Raw genomic sequence first — 16,354 nt, 5'->3', positions numbered from 1 at the left:
GGGCTTTACCCAAGAGCTCTTTTATTGTATAATGCATAATTAATTACAATAAATGCATAAATATACATCGCTAAGGAGGTACGTTATGAGCTTAAAAGGAAAGAACTATTTAAAGATGTTGGACTTAACTACTGAGGAAATCAATTATCTTATTGATTTATCTATACAGCTTAAGGCTGAAAAGAAGCAGGGTAAGTCTCAAAAGGATTACATGGCAGGAAAGAATATTGCTTTGATTTTTGAGAAGACATCAACACGTACCAGATGTTCATTTGAAGTTGCAGCCTACGATATGGGGGCTAATGTAACTTACCTGGATCCATCAGGCTCTCAGATTGGCAAAAAGGAATCTATTGCCGATACAGCACGCGTACTTGGTCGCATGTATGATGGAATCGAGTACCGTGGATTTGAGCAGACTATCGTAGAGGACCTTGCAAAATATGCAGGCGTACCAGTATGGAATGGTCTTACAAATGAATCACATCCTACACAGATGATTGCAGATATGATGACAATAAAGGAACATTTTGGCAAACTTGAGGGAATAAAGTTTGTATATATGGGCGATGCCCGTTATAATATGGGTAATTCCCTTATGGTTACTTGTGCAAAGCTTGGTATGGATTTTGTGGCTTGCACAAACAAAAAATATTTTCCAGAGGAGTCACTTGTAAAGCAGTGCCAGGACATTGCAAGCCAGACAGGAGCTACAATCACACTTACAGAGGATGTAGCAGAGGGCTGCAAGGATGCTGATGTTATCTACACAGATGTGTGGGTATCAATGGGCGAGCCTGATGAGGTTTGGGCAGAGCGTATTAAGGACCTTAGCCCATATCAGGTAAATGCAAAGGCATTTTCTTATGCAAAGGCCGATGCAAAATTCATGCATTGCCTTCCTGCTTTCCACGATTTGAATACCACAATCGGCAAGCAGATTCATGACAAATTTGGAATAGACTGTATGGAAGTTACAGACGAAATTTTTGAAGGCGAGCATTCAATAGTATTTGATGAGGCAGAAAATCGCATGCATTCCATCAAGGCTATTATGTATGCAACATTAGGTTCATGTTAGAGGAAATACGATACGAATATTACGAATCAGTAGATTCAACAAACGACAGAATTAAAGAACGTGCTCATGATAATGAGGCACAGGGACTAGTTATTTCAGCAGGCACACAAACTGCAGGAAAGGGCCGCATCGGAAGAAAGTGGGAATCACCTACAAAGGATTCAGTATCCACTTCGCTTTTGCTTAGACCAGATGACATCTCATTAGAAGCTATTCCAACAATCACTGTAGTTGCGGCAATGGCAGTTAGGGATGCGTTATCAAACCTATATGGCCTAGAGGGTAAAATAAAATGGCCAAACGATATTGTTCTTGGTGGCAAGAAAATCTGCGGTATCCTCACCGAAATGGAAATGAAGGACAATAAAGTCTGGTATGTAGTTGTAGGAATTGGTGTCAACGTTCACAACACTCAGTTCCCAGAGGAGATTGCATTCAAGGCTACATCAGTAGATATTGAGTTGCAGAAGCAATCCGGGGAAAAAGGCCACCGTTCAGAGATTACAAAAGCAATCTGGGAGAGCTTTCAGAAGTATTACAACATCTTTATTAAGACCCAGGATATGTCCGGCCTAAAGGAAGAATATGAAAGATATCTTGCTAATCTGAATGAACGTGTTAGAATAGAGGCTCAGGAGAATTCCTACGAAGCGATTGCTAGAGGGATCGATGACCGAGGTCAGCTCATTGTTGAAGTGGACGGTCAGCAACAAATAATTAGTACAGGAGAGGTTTCTGTTAGAGGAATCTATGGATACATTTGATATGGAAGAAGAAGTAGTATTATGCGGCGCTAGCTGCTACACTAAAAAATTTTATTTGAATCCGGACTTCGAGGGACTCCCTCCAATGATTAAGGATGAATTAAAAATCTTGTGCGTAATGTACACTGAAGAGGTTAGTGGAACAATCCAGTTCATCTACGAAGAGGATGGCAGTCTCAGAATCGACGTAGATCACAACGAGGATGATTTACTCTATGACGAGATTGGTTCTGCACTTGAAGTAAAAAGAATGCAGAGAGAACGCACAGAGTTATTCGAGGCACTTGAGACATACTATAAAGTAGTTTTCCTTGGGGAGGGCATGTAATGTTACTTACAATCGACGTTGGAAATACAAATATCACTATGGGAGTTTTTGATGGAGACAATCTTCTTGGCAACTTCCGTATCACTACAAAGATAAACAGAACATCAGATGAATTTGGTATCGTAATCAAGGATATTCTTCGTTCAAACGATTTGGACGCATCCAAGGTAAACGATGTTATCATCGCATCTGTAGTTCCAAATGTAATGCACTCTCTTACAAGTGCAATCATCAAGTATTTTGATATTCAGCCTATCATTGTAGAGGCTGGTATCAAGACAGGCATACGCATTGCTACAGAGAATCCAAAGCAGATTGGTGCAGACAGAATTGTTGATGCAGCAGGTGCTTACGAGCTCTACGGTGGACCAGTTCTTGTAATTGATTACGGCACAGCTACCACATACGATTTGGTGGATGGAAATGGAGCATTCGTTTCAGGTGTAACTGCACCTGGTATCCGCATCAGCGCAAAGGCTCTTTGGGAGGATGCGGCAAAGCTTCCTGAAATCGAAATCAAGAAGCCTGAAAAAATCCTCGCAAAGGAAACAATCTCATCTATGCAGGCGGGTCTTGTATATGGTCAGATTGGTCAGACAGAATACATCGTAAAACACATGATAGAAGAGAGTGGCTATGATAACGTCAAGGTTGTAGCAACAGGTGGACTTGGAAATCTTATTGCAAGCGAAACAAAGTGCATCGACATCTACAATCCAAATCTTACACTCTATGGAATGAAGTTTATTTATAACAAGCAAAAGAGATAATGATTAATAAATTAAAAATTGGAAATGTAACACTAGACAATAATTTAATTTTGGCACCAATGGCAGGCGTAACAGACCTGCCATTTCGTCTGTTATGCAAAGAGCAGGGAGCTGCGCTTTGTTGCATGGAAATGGTCAGCGCCAAGGGCATCTATTACAACAATAAAAATACAGAAAGCCTTCTTACTGTAGATGAAAGAGAGCGTCCTGTTAGCCTTCAGCTTTTTGGATCAGACCCAGAAATCATGGCAGCTATGGCGGCCAAAATCGAGCATCGTAATTTCGATATCCTTGATATCAATATGGGATGCCCGGTGCCAAAGGTAGTTAATAACGGCGACGGTTCTGCCCTCATGAAGAATCCTAAACTGGCGGGCGAAATCATCGAAAAGATGGTAAAGGCAATCGACAAGCCTGTTACTGTTAAGATTCGTAAGGGATTTGACGATGAACATATTAACGCTGTAGAGATGGCTCACATCGCACAGGAATCTGGTGCAGCTGCAGTTGCAGTCCACGGACGTACTCGTGAGCAATACTATTCTGGAAAAGCGGATTGGAGTATTATTGCTGACGTTAAAAATGCAGTATCAATTCCTGTAATTGGCAATGGCGATATTCTTGATGCAAAGGATGTAATCGCCATGAAGGAGCAGACAAACTGTGATGGCTTTATGATTGGTCGTGGAGCACAGGGCAATCCTTGGATATTCCATCAGATTCTCCATTACTTCGAAACAGGAGAGCTGATTGGCAAACCACCTATCGAGGAGATGATTGAAACCATGCTTCGTCATGCCAGACTTCAAATTGAGTTCAAGGGAGACTACCTTGGAATCAGAGAAATGCGAAAGCACGCAGCTTGGTACACCGCTGGATACAAGGGGGCAAGCAAGCTTAGAGGCATGATAAACGATGTAGAATCATACGAAGAATTAGAAGCTCTTTTCCACAACTTTTTGGCAAATTTTAAATAATTTATGAATTAATTTGGAATTCTTGACATCAATATGTGGGTGGCTTATAATTCACTAAGTTATTGAAGTTAGTAGGGTCTTGCTTAGCAAGGCTCTTTTGAAAATTATAGACCCTGGAGGAAATAATATGGAAGCAAAGAAGAATTTACTTACTGCTGAAGGACTTAGAATATTAGAGGATGAACTTGAGGATCTCAAGGTCAATAAACGTAAAGAAGTATCACAGAAGATTAAGGAAGCTCGTGAGCAGGGTGACCTTTCAGAGAACGCAGAATACGATGCAGCTAAGGATGAGCAGAGAGATATCGAAGCTCGTATCGAAGAAATCGAAAAGATTCTTAAAAACGCTGAGGTCGTTACAGAAGAACACGATACAAAGAACATTAACATTGGATGGACCGTTACACTTCTTGATGTAGAGTTCGACGAGGAAGTTGAGTACAAAATCGTAGGTTCTACAGAGGCAAACAGCCTTAAGGGCAAGATTTCTAACGAGTCTCCTGTAGGTAAGGCTATTCTTGGACACAAGAAGGGCGATACAGTTACAGTAGAGACAGAAGCTGGAGAATTCCAGTACAAGATTCTTGCTGCAAAGAAGAACAAGTAATATCGCACATTAAGGCGGCCTATTCAGGGCCGCTTTTTTTGTACCTATAAATAATCACACAATAAAAGGAGGAAAATATGCTAGCTAGACTTAAGAAAAAATACATCGGTGACAAGGCGTTTTACAGACGATATATTTTCCTGGCAACACCTATGATTATCCAGAATGCAATTACCAACTTCGTAAGTTTCTTGGATAATATCATGGTTGGACAATTGGGACAGGAAGCAATATCTGCTGTCGCAACAGTCAATCAGCTAAACTTTGTTTTTTCACTGGCAGTTTTTGGTGCAGCTTCCGCAGGAAGCATCTACGGAGCTCAGTACTTTGGTAAGGGCGACCACAAAGGTCATATGTACACCTTCCGATTCAAGCTCTACACCACATTGCTTGTAACTATACTAGGTATTTTGATGTTCAAGGTTTGGGGAAGCCAGCTTATTTCCCTTTTCCTTACAGAAAGCGAAGGTGCATCTCCAGAGCTTGCACTTTCACTTGGACTTAAATACTTGAGTATTATTTTAGTTGGATTGATTCCATTTGCTGTAAACCAGGCATACGCCACAAACATCAAAGAAACAGGCCAGACGGTAGTGCCTATGGTAGCAGGTATGGTGGCAGTTGCTACAAACGCTATTTTGGACTACTGCTTGATTTTCGGATTTGGACCATTCCCACAGCTTGGAGTTGAGGGTGCTGCTATTGCAACTGTTATCGCAAGATATATCGAAGCAGCCATCGTTATTATTTGGGCTCACACTCACGCAGACAAAAACAAATATCTTGCAGGAGCTTATCTTGGTTTTGGAATCCCAAGAAAGATTTTTAATCAGATTCTCATCAAAGGTGCGCCACTTATGCTCAACGAAGTACTTTGGGCAGCGGGCGTTAGCGCTGTAACACAGAGTTACTCAATCCGTGGAATGAACGTACTTACAGCACTCAGCATTTCAAATACAGTAGGAAACCTTTTCAATATTGTATTTATCCAGCTTGGCGCATGTATCAGTATTATTGTTGGACAGTACCTTGGAGCAGGAGAGCTTGAGGAAGCAAAGGATGCAGATAATAAGATGATTGCCTTCAGCGTATTCTGCTGTACAATCATGGCGGTTATCATGTTTGCATTTGGAGGATTGTTCCCTCACATTTACAATGTCACACCAGAAATCAGAGCACTTGCTACAAAATTCATTGCTGTAGCTGCTCTATGGATGCCATTCTGTTCATTTAGCCACTGCTCGTACTTTACACTTCGTTCAGGCGGCAAGACACTTGTAACTTTCCTTTTCGACTCAGTATTTACATGGGTTGTTATGGCTCCGCTTGCATTTGTATTGGCTCATTTTACTGGCCTTGGAATCGTTTCGGTGTACTTCTTTGTTCAGGGAACAGAAATCATCAAAAACATCATGGGATATTTCATGGTAAAGAGCGATGTATGGCTCCAGCAGATAGTATAGTTCCTTGACACAATTGAGGAAACTAGACTATAATCAAGTAGTTTGACAATAATTAAAATGTTTTTAAATAGATAAGGAGAAATTATGGCAGAGCAGGATATTAATCAGTTACTTCAGGTTCGCCGTGAAAAGCTTTCTGCACTTCAGGAAGCTGGCAAGGATCCATTCCAGATCACAAAATTCGATCAGACTCATCACAGCGATGAAGTTCGCGCTCTTTACGAGGAGCATGAGGCAAAGCTTTTAGCAGGTCGTCCAGCTGTTAACACAGATGGAATGGATGAGGAGGCTGCAAAGCAGGCCATTAATGATGATTACAACGAGCGCCGTGCAATCATGGATGCAGATCCAATCCACGTTAGCATTGCAGGTCGTATGATGTTCAAGCGTGTTATGGGTAAGGCAAGCTTCTGCAATATCCAGGACTTACAGAACAGCATTCAGGTTTATGTTGCTCGTGATGCAATCGGCGAAGATTCATATGCAGATTTCAAGAAGTCAGATATCGGTGATATCTATGGCGTAAAGGGATATGCATTCAGAACAAAGACAGGTGAGATTTCTATCCATGCTGAGGAGATGACACTTCTTTCAAAGTCACTCCAGATTCTTCCAGAGAAGTTCCACGGTCTTACAGATACAGACACACGTTACCGTCAGCGTTATGTTGACCTTATCATGAACAAGGATTCAAAGGATGTATTTATTAAGCGTTCACTTATGATGCGTGAAATCCGTAACTTCCTTGCAAATCGTGATTTCATGGAAGTTGAGACACCTATGCTTGTTGAAAACGCAGGTGGTGCAGCAGCTCGTCCATTCTTCACACACTACAATGCACTTGGCGAGGAGCGTAAGCTTCGTATCTCTCTTGAGCTTTACCTTAAGAGACTTATCGTTGGTGGTCTTGAGCGTGTATTCGAGATTGGTCGTGTATTTAGAAACGAGGGTGTTGATGCTCGTCACAACCCAGAGTTCACTCTTATGGAGCTTTACCAGGCATACACAGATTATGAAGGTATGATGGAGCTCACCGAGAGCATGTTCAGATATCTTGCTGAAAAGGTTGTTGGTTCTACAAAGATTTCTTACAACGGAGTAGAAATCGACCTTGGCAAGCCATTCGAAAGACTTACAATGACAGATGCTGTTAAGAAGTACGCAGGCATCGATTTTGATACAGTTGCAGACGATGAGGCTGCAAAGGCACTTGCTCGTGAGAAGGGCATCGAGTTTGAGGACCGTCACAAGAAGGGCGATATCCTTAACCTCTTCTTCGAGGAGTTCTGCGAGGAGAATCTTATCCAGCCTACATTTATTATGGATCACCCAATCGAGATTTCTCCACTTACAAAGAAGAAGCCATCTGACCCTACAAAGGTTGAGCGTTTCGAGCTCTTCATCAACGGATGGGAGATGTGTAACGCATACTCAGAGCTTAACGATCCAATCGATCAGCGTGAGCGTTTCGCAGCTCAGGATGCAAATGCAGAAGCTGGTGATGATGAAGCTGAGCACACAGATGAGGACTTCCTCAACGCACTTGAAATTGGTATGCCACCTACAGGCGGTATTGGATACGGTCTCGACAGACTTTGCATGCTTCTTACAGATAGCGCTGCAATCCGTGACGTATTATTATTCCCAACAATGAAGTCACTTAACCCTGCAAAGCCACAGGCAGCAGGTGCTGATAATGGATTCTTTGCTCCAAATTCTAGCATCGATTTCTCTAATGTTAAGATCGAGCCACTTTTTGAGGAGCAGGTTGATTTTGACACATTCTCAAAGAGTGATTTCAGAGCTGTAAAGGTAAAGGCTTGCCAGGCAGTACCTAAGTCAAAGAAGCTTCTTCAGTTCACACTTGATGATGGTACAGGTACAGACCGTACAATCCTTTCAGGAATTCATGCATTCTATGAGCCAGAGGAGCTTGTTGGAAAGACACTTGTAGCTATTACAAACCTTCCACCAAGACCAATGATGGGTATCAAATCATGCGGTATGCTTCTTTCAGCTGTTAACAACCTTAAGGACAGCGAGGATGAGGAACTTCACCTTCTCATGATTGACAACCACATCCCAGCTGGTGCTAAGTTATACTAAAATAAATTTTCAAAACCTTCTTGGATAGAAATATCCAGGGAGGTTTTTTTGTTGCATGAAATTTTAGTGTTTAAAGTTCTAAAGTTTAAAGTGCTAATGCATTGTATTTTCTGTGTTTATGAGCCCTAAAAACATTGAGAATCATGGTATAATCGAGGACGCTGCGTGTATAAGAAAATTAAATAAAGAATATATTTTATAAAGGAAGTAGTAATGAAAGAAGAAAAGAAATTAGGGCTCATGGCCCTCATACTGATGATCTTTACATCAGTATACGGATTCAACAATATCCCACGTTCATATTACTTGATGGGATATGCAGCAATTCCTTGGTTTGTAATTGCTGGTATTTTATTCTTTATACCATTTGCATTTATGGTAGCAGAGTTTGGTTCTGCATTTAAGGATGAGACAGGTGGTATGTATTCTTGGATGTGCAAGTCAGTAGGTCCTAAGTATGCATTCATCGGAACATTCATGTGGTACACATCATATGTACTTTGGATGGTAAATGTTTCATCAGGTATCTGGGTACCTGTATCAAACCTTATTTTTGGTGAGGATTGTACATCAAGCTGGTCATTCTTTGGTTCAGAAATCCTTTCTGGCTCAAGACTTCTTGGTATCATGGCAATCATCTTCTTTATCTTTATCACATACTTTGATTCAAAGGGTATTGATAAGATTAGCAAGGTAACATCAATCGGTGGTACAGCAGTTCTTGTAATCAACATCATGGTAGTAGTTGGTTCAATCGTTATGATTATCGCTCGTCATGGTCAGCTTGAGCAGCCATTCCTTGGCACAGAGTCATTGATGGTTCCTCTTAATGCAGCATACCAGGGCAGCCCAATCATGATTTTATCATTTATTGTATATGCACTTTTCGCTTACGGCGGAATCGAAGCAGTTGGTGGTCTTGTTGACAAGACAGAGAACCCAAAGAAGAACTTCCCTAAGGGAATCGTTACAGCAGCTATGGTAATCGTAGTTGGTTATGCTCTTCTTATCATGCTTGTAGGTTCATTTACAAACTACAGCGAGATCCTTGGCTCAGACAACATTACACTTGGAAATGTTTCATATGTAATCATGTCAAACTTTGCAGCAGCATTTGGTAAGGCATTTGGTGCTTCAGCTGCTACACAGGTTGCGCTTGCTCATGGATTCGCTAGAGTATATGCACTTATTATGCTTCTTGCACTTATGGGTGCTATGTTTACACTTGTTTATTCACCACTTAAGCAGATTATCGACGGAACTCCAAAGGAGCTTTGGCCAGGTAAGATGGGTGAAATCGCAGAGGATGGTATGCCAAAGAACGCTATGTGGATCCAGTGTGCAATCGTTTGCATCATGGTTCTTTTAGTTTCATTTGGTGGAGATACAATGCAGCAGTTCTTCGTTATCCTTACAGCAATGGTAAATGTTGGTATGACAGTACCATACATGTTTATTTCATTTGCATTCCCTAAGTTTAAGAAGATGAAGAACATCGACAGAAGCTTCGAAGTATTCAAGACACAGAAGTCTGCAAATATCTGGGGCTATGTTGTAACACTAACATTGTTCTTTGCAAACGCATTTGCTATTATTCAGCCAGCTCTTGATGGCGATTGGAAGACAACATTCTGGTCATTAAGTGGTCCAGTAATCTTCGGATTAGCTGCATGGATTATTTACACACGTTACGAGAAGAGATTAGCAGCAGGTGAATTCAATAAAGAAAATACATCTGATGTTGATGAAAACGTTGTAACAGAATAATAAATTTGAGCTATAATACCTTCTTGGAAGATTCTTTCAAGAAGGTATTTTTTGTTATGAAAAGATATTAATGAACATTTATATGAAAAAAGCGTAACAATCTGTGAACCTTGTTGAAAATAAATAAAAATCAATATATTCTCTTAGTTATAAGGGATAGGAGGACTTTTTATGGATATAAAAGAAAGACATATATACGAAAGTAATAAGCTAGGATTCAAGTTGGCATGTATTATCCAGGTATTCGAATTAGCAGCTACAATCCTATATAGCGACCAGCGAGTAGGATTTTCATTTGTAAATACAACGACTATGTCTATATTGCAGATAATTGTGTTCATATTCTCAATTTATGCATACCTCCGATACAGCCATAGAACAAGAGGCAGATATTTGATGATAGGCTCAATGCTCATAGGATACGCTGTATTGATGGCAGGATGTGTTCATGTCACATACATGTGGGCATTTGGACCAGCATTTATTATTCTTTCCCTTTTGTTCAACGATGTAAAACTGACTATAGCTACATCCATAATTACAGCAGTAATTAATCTTTTATATATCCCTTTGTTTTACATGTTCTCAGTTGAGGTAGCAGACAGACATTTTGCGGTAATGACAGATACCATATTTATGGTTTTACTTTCTCTTATGGGCATCTTCTATGTGCGCCTTAATTCACTTCAGAACAAAGAAACAATGGATGAAATCGAAGAGAATGTAAGGCTTCAAGAAGAAAGTTCTGAGGTTATTAAAAATACAGGTATTACTATTGCTAAGAAGCTTGAGGATGCAAACGATGCAATGGAGGCATTGGCGTCAAAGGTTAGCTCCAGCGCAGAGGCTGCGCAGCAGATTAGTGAGTCTGTAAACCTTACAGCAGAGGCAATCCAGACTCAAACTGAAATGAATTCAAACATTACAGATTCCCTTGAAGAGATTGCTCATCAGGCTAGAGCGATGAGAAAGAACTCAGATGAAGTATCAGAGAATATTAGCGATGGTAATGCCCTCATTGAAGAGCTTCGAGCTAAATCAGACGAGGCATCTGCAATTAACGCTGAGACTGCAACAATGACAAGCGAGCTTCAGGAATCAGCCGTAACTGTAAAAGATATTGTTGGTACAATTCTTGATATATCAGGCCAGACAAACCTTTTGGCTCTCAACGCTTCTATTGAGGCTGCTAGAGCAGGTGAAGCTGGCAAGGGCTTTGCAGTAGTAGCAGACGAAATCCGTGCCCTTTCAGAGCATACAAAAGAATCTGCAGAGCAGATTTCATCAACAATAGATGAATTAATCCAGCGTGTAAATACAGCATCTACAAACATGCAAAAGAGCGTGGACTCAGCAAATCAGCAGGGCGAAATGATTGCAGAAACTGGAGAGAAATTTGAAATTATTCTGGAGAAGATTACAGACCTTGCTCGCCGCGTAGCGATGATTTCCGACAACGTAGATGGCTGCGTAGATGCCAACAGTAAAGTAATGGATGCTATCAGCAACCTATCTGCAACATCACAGGAAGTTGCTGCATCTTCAGAATCTAGCATCACTCTTAATCAAGACTGTGAAGCTGACATGGAAAGCACCAAAGAAATCCTCCATGACATTCTTACAATCTCTCGTGGTAGTATGAATTAAAGGAATGAATGAGTATAGATAAAAATGAGAGACTAACATTTGTTTAGTCTCTTATTTTTTTGCATGGACATTAAGGAAAAAGAGGCATATAATACAAAGTAATTTAACGATTTAAAGTGACAGAGAGGGTGAGAAGAATGGTTATTTCGAAGAACATGGAAGCACTTGTAGCGGGAAGTTCCACAATCAGAAAATTATTTGAGGAGGGCTTGCAGCTTGCGGCTGAAGTTGGTGCAGAGAATGTGTACGATTTCAGCTTGGGAAATCCAGCTGCACCTGTGCCTGAGAAGGTTACTCAGTCTATTAAGGATATATTAGCTGAGAATCCTGATTCATATGTTCATGGATATATGAAGAATGCAGGATTTGATGAGGTTAGATCAAACGTTGCAAACAGCTTAAATAAAAAGTTTGATATGGGATATGGACCAGAGGATGTTGTTATGACTGTGGGTGCTGCTGGAGCCATGAATTGCGTGTTTAGAGCCCTTTTAGGATATGAGGATGAAGTAATTGCATTCGCTCCTTATTTTGGTGAATATAGAAGCTATGTGGCAAATTACGGTGGTATCTTGAAGGTTGTACCAGCAAAGCTTGACGATTTCGATTTGAATTTGGATGAGCTTGATGCACTTATCAACGAGAAAACAAAGTGTGTCATTGTAAACAATCCAAACAATCCATCAGGAAAGGTTTATCCTGCAGCTACACTTCAGAAGCTAGCAGATATTTTGGAGAAGGCTGAAAAGAGAGTGGGTCATCCTATTTATGTAATCGCAGACGAGCCTTACAGAGAGCTTGTATACGATAGAGATGAAGTGCCTTACATTCCTTCTATTATCAAGAACAGCATTTACATGTATTCATTCAGCAAGACTCTTTCACTTCCAGGAGAGCGTATTGGCTACATGGCGCTTTCTAAGAGAATGGATTACTACGAGGAAATGATTGGTGCCATGGTTGTAGCCAATAGATGCTTGGGATATATTAACGCCCCATCTCTGTTCCAGCTTGTAGTATCAAGATGCCTTGATGTGGATGTAGATTTGGAATTCTACGATAAGAATAGAAAGCTTTTATATAGCAAGCTTACAGATCTTGGCTTTGAAGTTGTTAAGCCTCAGGGAGCATTTTATTTACTTGTAAAATCTCCATATGAAAACGAGGAAGAGTTTGTAAAGGCAGCAAAGAAAAACCACATTATCCTGGTTTCTACTAAGACATTTGGTTGTCCTGGATATGTACGTATTGCATATTGTGTGGATTACAAAATGATAGAACGCTCTTTGCCAGCCTTTGAACAACTGGCAAAGGATTGCGGTCTTTAATCGTTAGATTTGAAATGCTCGTTTATCTTTTTATAGAGCATATCAATTGAAGACGAAATAGTGTTACGCTTCCAAGCGATAGAGATTGGAAGATAATCATTGAGATTGAAATAATGGATTCCTGGGTGGTGGATTCCCTGGTACCAACCATCCAGGACCGCTACTCCAAGTCCATTTTCTACAGAGGCAAACACAGTATTGATGTTTGGAACTGCAGTAAATCTTGGGACAAAACCATAAGGTCTAAATAATAATTCAATGTCCTGACACAGCTCGCCAACACGTGGGTCGTCAATCATATAGAAAGTATATGAGGCGAAATCGGCAGCTGTTTTTATTTTGTCAAAATCTGGTAAAAGTTCAGAGTATACCACGATACGAGGTATGCTTGTAAACTTGTATCTAACTAAATCAGCTCTTCCCTCAACATAATCAGACGAAGTAATAATAGCATCTAAATGCTTGTCCTCAAGGGCCTGAAGAAGGTCTCTAAAGCCAAGACATTCAAATGAAATCATAAAGTCTGGATCCTCATTACGGCATTCGTTAACAACCTTTGGAAGAAAGCTTGAAACATTCCAACCGATGTTGTATCCCAGGCGGATATGGTTGGTGGTGTTGGCAAGCATCTTGCGGATGTTGTGTAGCTCAGCAAAATAGCGCTGGAAGAAATTGAAATAAAGAGTTCCTTCATCAGAAAGAGAGATGTGTCTGCTGTTTTCTCTGATGAAAAGATCTACTCCAAGTTCTTCTTCCAAGGCAGAAATATATCTGCTGACAGCTGGCTGAGGAAGATATAAATTTTGGGCAGCTTTTGTAAAGCTTAAATGTTTTGCTGTTTGTAAAAAACATTCTATCTGTTTATCATTCATGCCACCTATTATAGCAAAAAAATAACAGCTGTCACGTGGGCAACTGTTATTTATATATGGAGAATTTAAAATTAGTAGAAATAACCTATACTAAACACTTAAGGATATAGACGCCATCATGCATTGCGTTCATGTAGATGTATCCTCTGTCATCAACAACCAAATCCTCAGCTGTGCCAAGAGGCTTGTTAGGCATCTTTACATCGAAGCAAAGCTTCTCTGGGTTTGGTGGGATGAAGTAAGCGATTTCCTTTGGTACGTATGGATCAGAGATATCGTATACACGAAGTCCTGCATGGAAGTAGCAGTCATAAGCTCTGTCACTTCTGTCCTCAAGCCAAGGCTTACCTGTCATTGGCTCATGAAGGTTGTGTGGACCAAAGGAAGTAGGATAACCATATCCTAAATCATTAAAGTTTTTATATGGGAAGTCCTCTGGCACCTCAGGATAAGGAAGTACTGAAATAAGTACTGGATCCTCAGGATTAGAGATATCAAACATCTCAATACCGCACATAGCCTGTACGCCGAACTTATCAAAATCATTTTTGTTATAAGTCCACTGACGCTCGCCTTCCTGCATACCGATAGCATACTTTGTGCCGTGGATAGGCATGAATGTATGGCAAAGTGCGCCTCCAAACTTTGTAGCGAAAGGTGGAGTCATTTTAGCTTCACCGATTACCTGTGGCCACTCTGGATTTGAAACATCAAGAATCTTGAATCCGGCACCAGCGCAACTAAGGTAAGCTGTATCGCCATCAACATATGGGAAATGTACGAAACCAGGGTAAGTGTTGTAGCCCTGCCATCCATTCCATTCTTTTTCTCTAGTCTTCTTGGTCTGATTTCCATAGAACTGACCAGGATTCCACCAACGTCCAACCTCATGTGGATTTGTTGGGTCTGAAATATCTACGATTCTGTAGATGAAATCCTTAAATCCAACTGCAGTAGCAGAAAGATGTAAATATTTGCCACCGTTATATGTGAAACGATGAACACCGGCACCTGGGTTGCCTTCATCACCTGTCGACCAGAATGAAAGCTTCTTTGGATGCTCTGGGTCTTCCTTAAGAGAGAAGATATGTACTCCGCCTGGAGCTGGAGTGTACTTCTCAGGAGCGGGTCCATGAAGGAACTCAAGACAGTTACCATTTGAAACAATCATGAGATCATCTGCAATCTGAACCTTAGGTGTAGACATGTAAGGATAAACCTCTGGATCCATAACAGGCATGTACTGTACATGACGTGGATTTGCAGGATCTGTTACATCGATAATTTCAACACCATATCCATAGAAGCAGCCGCCGTAAAGATAATACTTGCCGTCAGCTGTTTTATATAACTGTGACTGGAATAAGTAATGATTGTCAGCATCGTGATATGCGACAACTTCCATATTCTTTATATAGCCTTCGTTTCCTGGGCTTTTAGCATAAAACTTTTCGCTCATAAAAACCTCCTTATAAGTGATTGCCTTAATTATAGGTCTGGTTTTTTGAACAAGTCCAATATTAAAAAGTGGTCATCAATAATATCAATTTTGTTATTGAAAAAAATTTCTCACTTAGATCCAAATCTGGATAAAAATTTTCTTTCATTATATAGGTTAAAAATTTAACAGACTTATATCAATTTTGTTATCAATATCCAACAATATTGATATTTTTTATCAAGAATCTGCGGTGTTATTATCACAAATAGTTAAATATGCACAATAAATGTGCCTAAAAGAGAAGTCCAGTTGGTTAGTTTTATCTAACCGATGTAGAAGGAGGATTGTTATGGCTTACGAGTTTAACTTAATGAGAAGCTTAATCTATGTGGGGTTAGCAAAGGAAGAATATAGACCTAAACTTGAGCACTGGCTCTACTATCATCATGTGCCAGAAAGCATCAGCAAGTTTTCCCCATATGTAACAAAGTATGCGTTCTACCAGGCATACCCAACACCACCAGAAGGAAAAAGATTTGGTGCAAGAGAGATGCAGCTTACAGAACATTACTGGTTAGTAAATGAGCATCTTCCAGAGATGGCAAACAACATCTTCTGTGAATATATGCCAATGGATGTACTTCGCTGGCAGGGATGTATTCCTGATGTAGAAAGTGCAACAGTACACGATAATTCAGAGTCTGGCGACGCAGGTCGTGCAGCAGGTGGCGGAGATTTCCCACCATTTATTTTCTCATTCGTCCCAATCAACTGGGAGGAAGATTTCAAGGGAAAAGACAGAACAATGGAAGATGGACCAAACTTCCGTTGGCAGTTCCTTATCAAGTATCCAGAGGAGTGCGGTAAGGAAGAAGGAGAAAGATGGTTCCATGAAGAGGTGGTTCCATTCCTTACAGGATCTGTTCGAGTAAACAGAGTTGTAAGTAGCAAGGTAATCGTTAACTACGGTGCTCCAGAAGCACAGTTCGATAGAGTTGTTGAGGTTTGGTTTGAAGGACCAGAAGAATGGTATGAGCTTTGTGTAAACCTTTCAAAGACACATCTTACAAAGCCAGCTTGGGCACAGCAGGATGAGTTTCCATTCTTAAAGCCACAGCACAATATAGCTTCAGTATTCCTTGGTGACAGATGTACATCTGACAACTTAAGACAGTACAAGGGCTATATCACACTTAGATAAAT

The 16,354-nt window shown here is 40.5% G+C and carries 14 protein-coding genes; 12 read left to right on the top strand and 2 right to left on the bottom strand.

The features are described 5' to 3' along the window. Positions 1 to 85 precede the first annotated feature (85 nt). The 11 genes from argF (at position 86) to CRN97_RS04410 (ending at position 12,838) form a co-directional block, all read left to right on the top strand. Positions 86 to 1,081: an ornithine carbamoyltransferase gene (gene argF, locus CRN97_RS04460; RefSeq protein WP_097076015.1), complete on the top strand. Its 996-nt coding sequence runs from the start codon at positions 86 to 88 to the stop codon at positions 1,079 to 1,081. Further along, complete coding sequence (locus CRN97_RS04455) at positions 1,075 to 1,845, top strand: biotin--[acetyl-CoA-carboxylase] ligase (RefSeq protein WP_097076014.1); 771 nt, start codon at positions 1,075 to 1,077, stop codon at positions 1,843 to 1,845. Before argF ends, CRN97_RS04455 begins: the two co-directional genes overlap by 7 nt. Continuing rightward, complete coding sequence (locus CRN97_RS04450) at positions 1,832 to 2,173, top strand: DUF6145 family protein (RefSeq protein WP_330388444.1); 342 nt, start codon at positions 1,832 to 1,834, stop codon at positions 2,171 to 2,173. The genes CRN97_RS04455 and CRN97_RS04450 overlap by 14 nt, the downstream gene beginning before the upstream one ends. Continuing rightward, the gene (locus tag CRN97_RS04445; protein ID WP_074791469.1) at positions 2,173 to 2,943 is read left to right on the top strand and encodes a type III pantothenate kinase; all 771 of its coding nucleotides are present in this window, start codon (positions 2,173 to 2,175) and stop codon (positions 2,941 to 2,943) included. Before CRN97_RS04450 ends, CRN97_RS04445 begins: the two co-directional genes overlap by 1 nt. Then, positions 2,943 to 3,920: a tRNA dihydrouridine synthase DusB gene (dusB, locus tag CRN97_RS04440; protein WP_179670676.1), complete on the top strand. Its 978-nt coding sequence runs from the start codon at positions 2,943 to 2,945 to the stop codon at positions 3,918 to 3,920. Before CRN97_RS04445 ends, dusB begins: the two co-directional genes overlap by 1 nt. A 127-nt stretch (positions 3,921 to 4,047) precedes the next feature. Continuing rightward, entirely contained in the window at positions 4,048 to 4,527 is a 480-nt protein-coding gene (gene greA / locus CRN97_RS04435) for a transcription elongation factor GreA (RefSeq protein WP_044936502.1), read from the top strand. Positions 4,528 to 4,604: 77 nt separating this feature from the next. Beyond that, the gene (locus CRN97_RS04430) at positions 4,605 to 5,990 is read left to right on the top strand and encodes an MATE family efflux transporter (RefSeq protein ID WP_097076013.1); all 1,386 of its coding nucleotides are present in this window, start codon (positions 4,605 to 4,607) and stop codon (positions 5,988 to 5,990) included. 84 nt (positions 5,991 to 6,074) lie between these two features. Further along, positions 6,075 to 8,096, top strand: coding sequence for a lysine--tRNA ligase (gene lysS, locus CRN97_RS04425; protein ID WP_097076012.1), 2,022 nt, complete (start codon positions 6,075 to 6,077; stop codon positions 8,094 to 8,096). 213 nt (positions 8,097 to 8,309) lie between these two features. Beyond that, positions 8,310 to 9,863, top strand: coding sequence for a glutamate/gamma-aminobutyrate family transporter YjeM (gene yjeM, locus CRN97_RS04420; RefSeq protein WP_097076011.1), 1,554 nt, complete (start codon positions 8,310 to 8,312; stop codon positions 9,861 to 9,863). Between the two features lie 171 nt (positions 9,864 to 10,034). Further along, positions 10,035 to 11,510, top strand: a complete 1,476-nt coding sequence (locus CRN97_RS04415) for a methyl-accepting chemotaxis protein (RefSeq protein ID WP_097076010.1) — start codon at positions 10,035 to 10,037, stop codon at positions 11,508 to 11,510. 137 nt (positions 11,511 to 11,647) lie between these two features. Beyond that, positions 11,648 to 12,838, top strand: a complete 1,191-nt coding sequence (locus tag CRN97_RS04410) for a pyridoxal phosphate-dependent aminotransferase (RefSeq protein ID WP_097076009.1) — start codon at positions 11,648 to 11,650, stop codon at positions 12,836 to 12,838. Here CRN97_RS04410 and CRN97_RS04405 read toward each other — a convergent pair. Both CRN97_RS04405 and CRN97_RS04400 read right to left on the bottom strand, forming a co-directional pair. Further along, positions 12,835 to 13,710, bottom strand: coding sequence for a LysR family transcriptional regulator (locus tag CRN97_RS04405; protein ID WP_097076008.1), 876 nt, complete (start codon positions 13,708 to 13,710; stop codon positions 12,835 to 12,837). The genes CRN97_RS04410 and CRN97_RS04405 overlap by 4 nt on opposite strands. Positions 13,711 to 13,795: 85 nt before the next feature. Then, positions 13,796 to 15,169: an LVIVD repeat-containing protein gene (locus tag CRN97_RS04400; RefSeq protein ID WP_097076007.1), complete on the bottom strand. Its 1,374-nt coding sequence runs from the start codon at positions 15,167 to 15,169 to the stop codon at positions 13,796 to 13,798. Positions 15,170 to 15,500: 331 nt separating this feature from the next. On the opposite strand from CRN97_RS04400, the gene CRN97_RS04395 reads away from it, so the two are divergent. Then, positions 15,501 to 16,352, top strand: a complete 852-nt coding sequence (locus CRN97_RS04395; RefSeq protein WP_097076006.1) for an acetyl-CoA hydrolase — start codon at positions 15,501 to 15,503, stop codon at positions 16,350 to 16,352. The last annotated feature ends 2 nt before the right edge of the window (positions 16,353 to 16,354 follow it).

The sequence above is a fragment of the Pseudobutyrivibrio ruminis DSM 9787 genome (assembly GCF_900218035.1).
Lineage (GTDB): Bacteria > Bacillota > Clostridia > Lachnospirales > Lachnospiraceae > Pseudobutyrivibrio > Pseudobutyrivibrio ruminis.
Note: the sequence above shows the minus strand (reverse complement) of the source record. Positions and strands in the feature narration are given on the sequence as shown.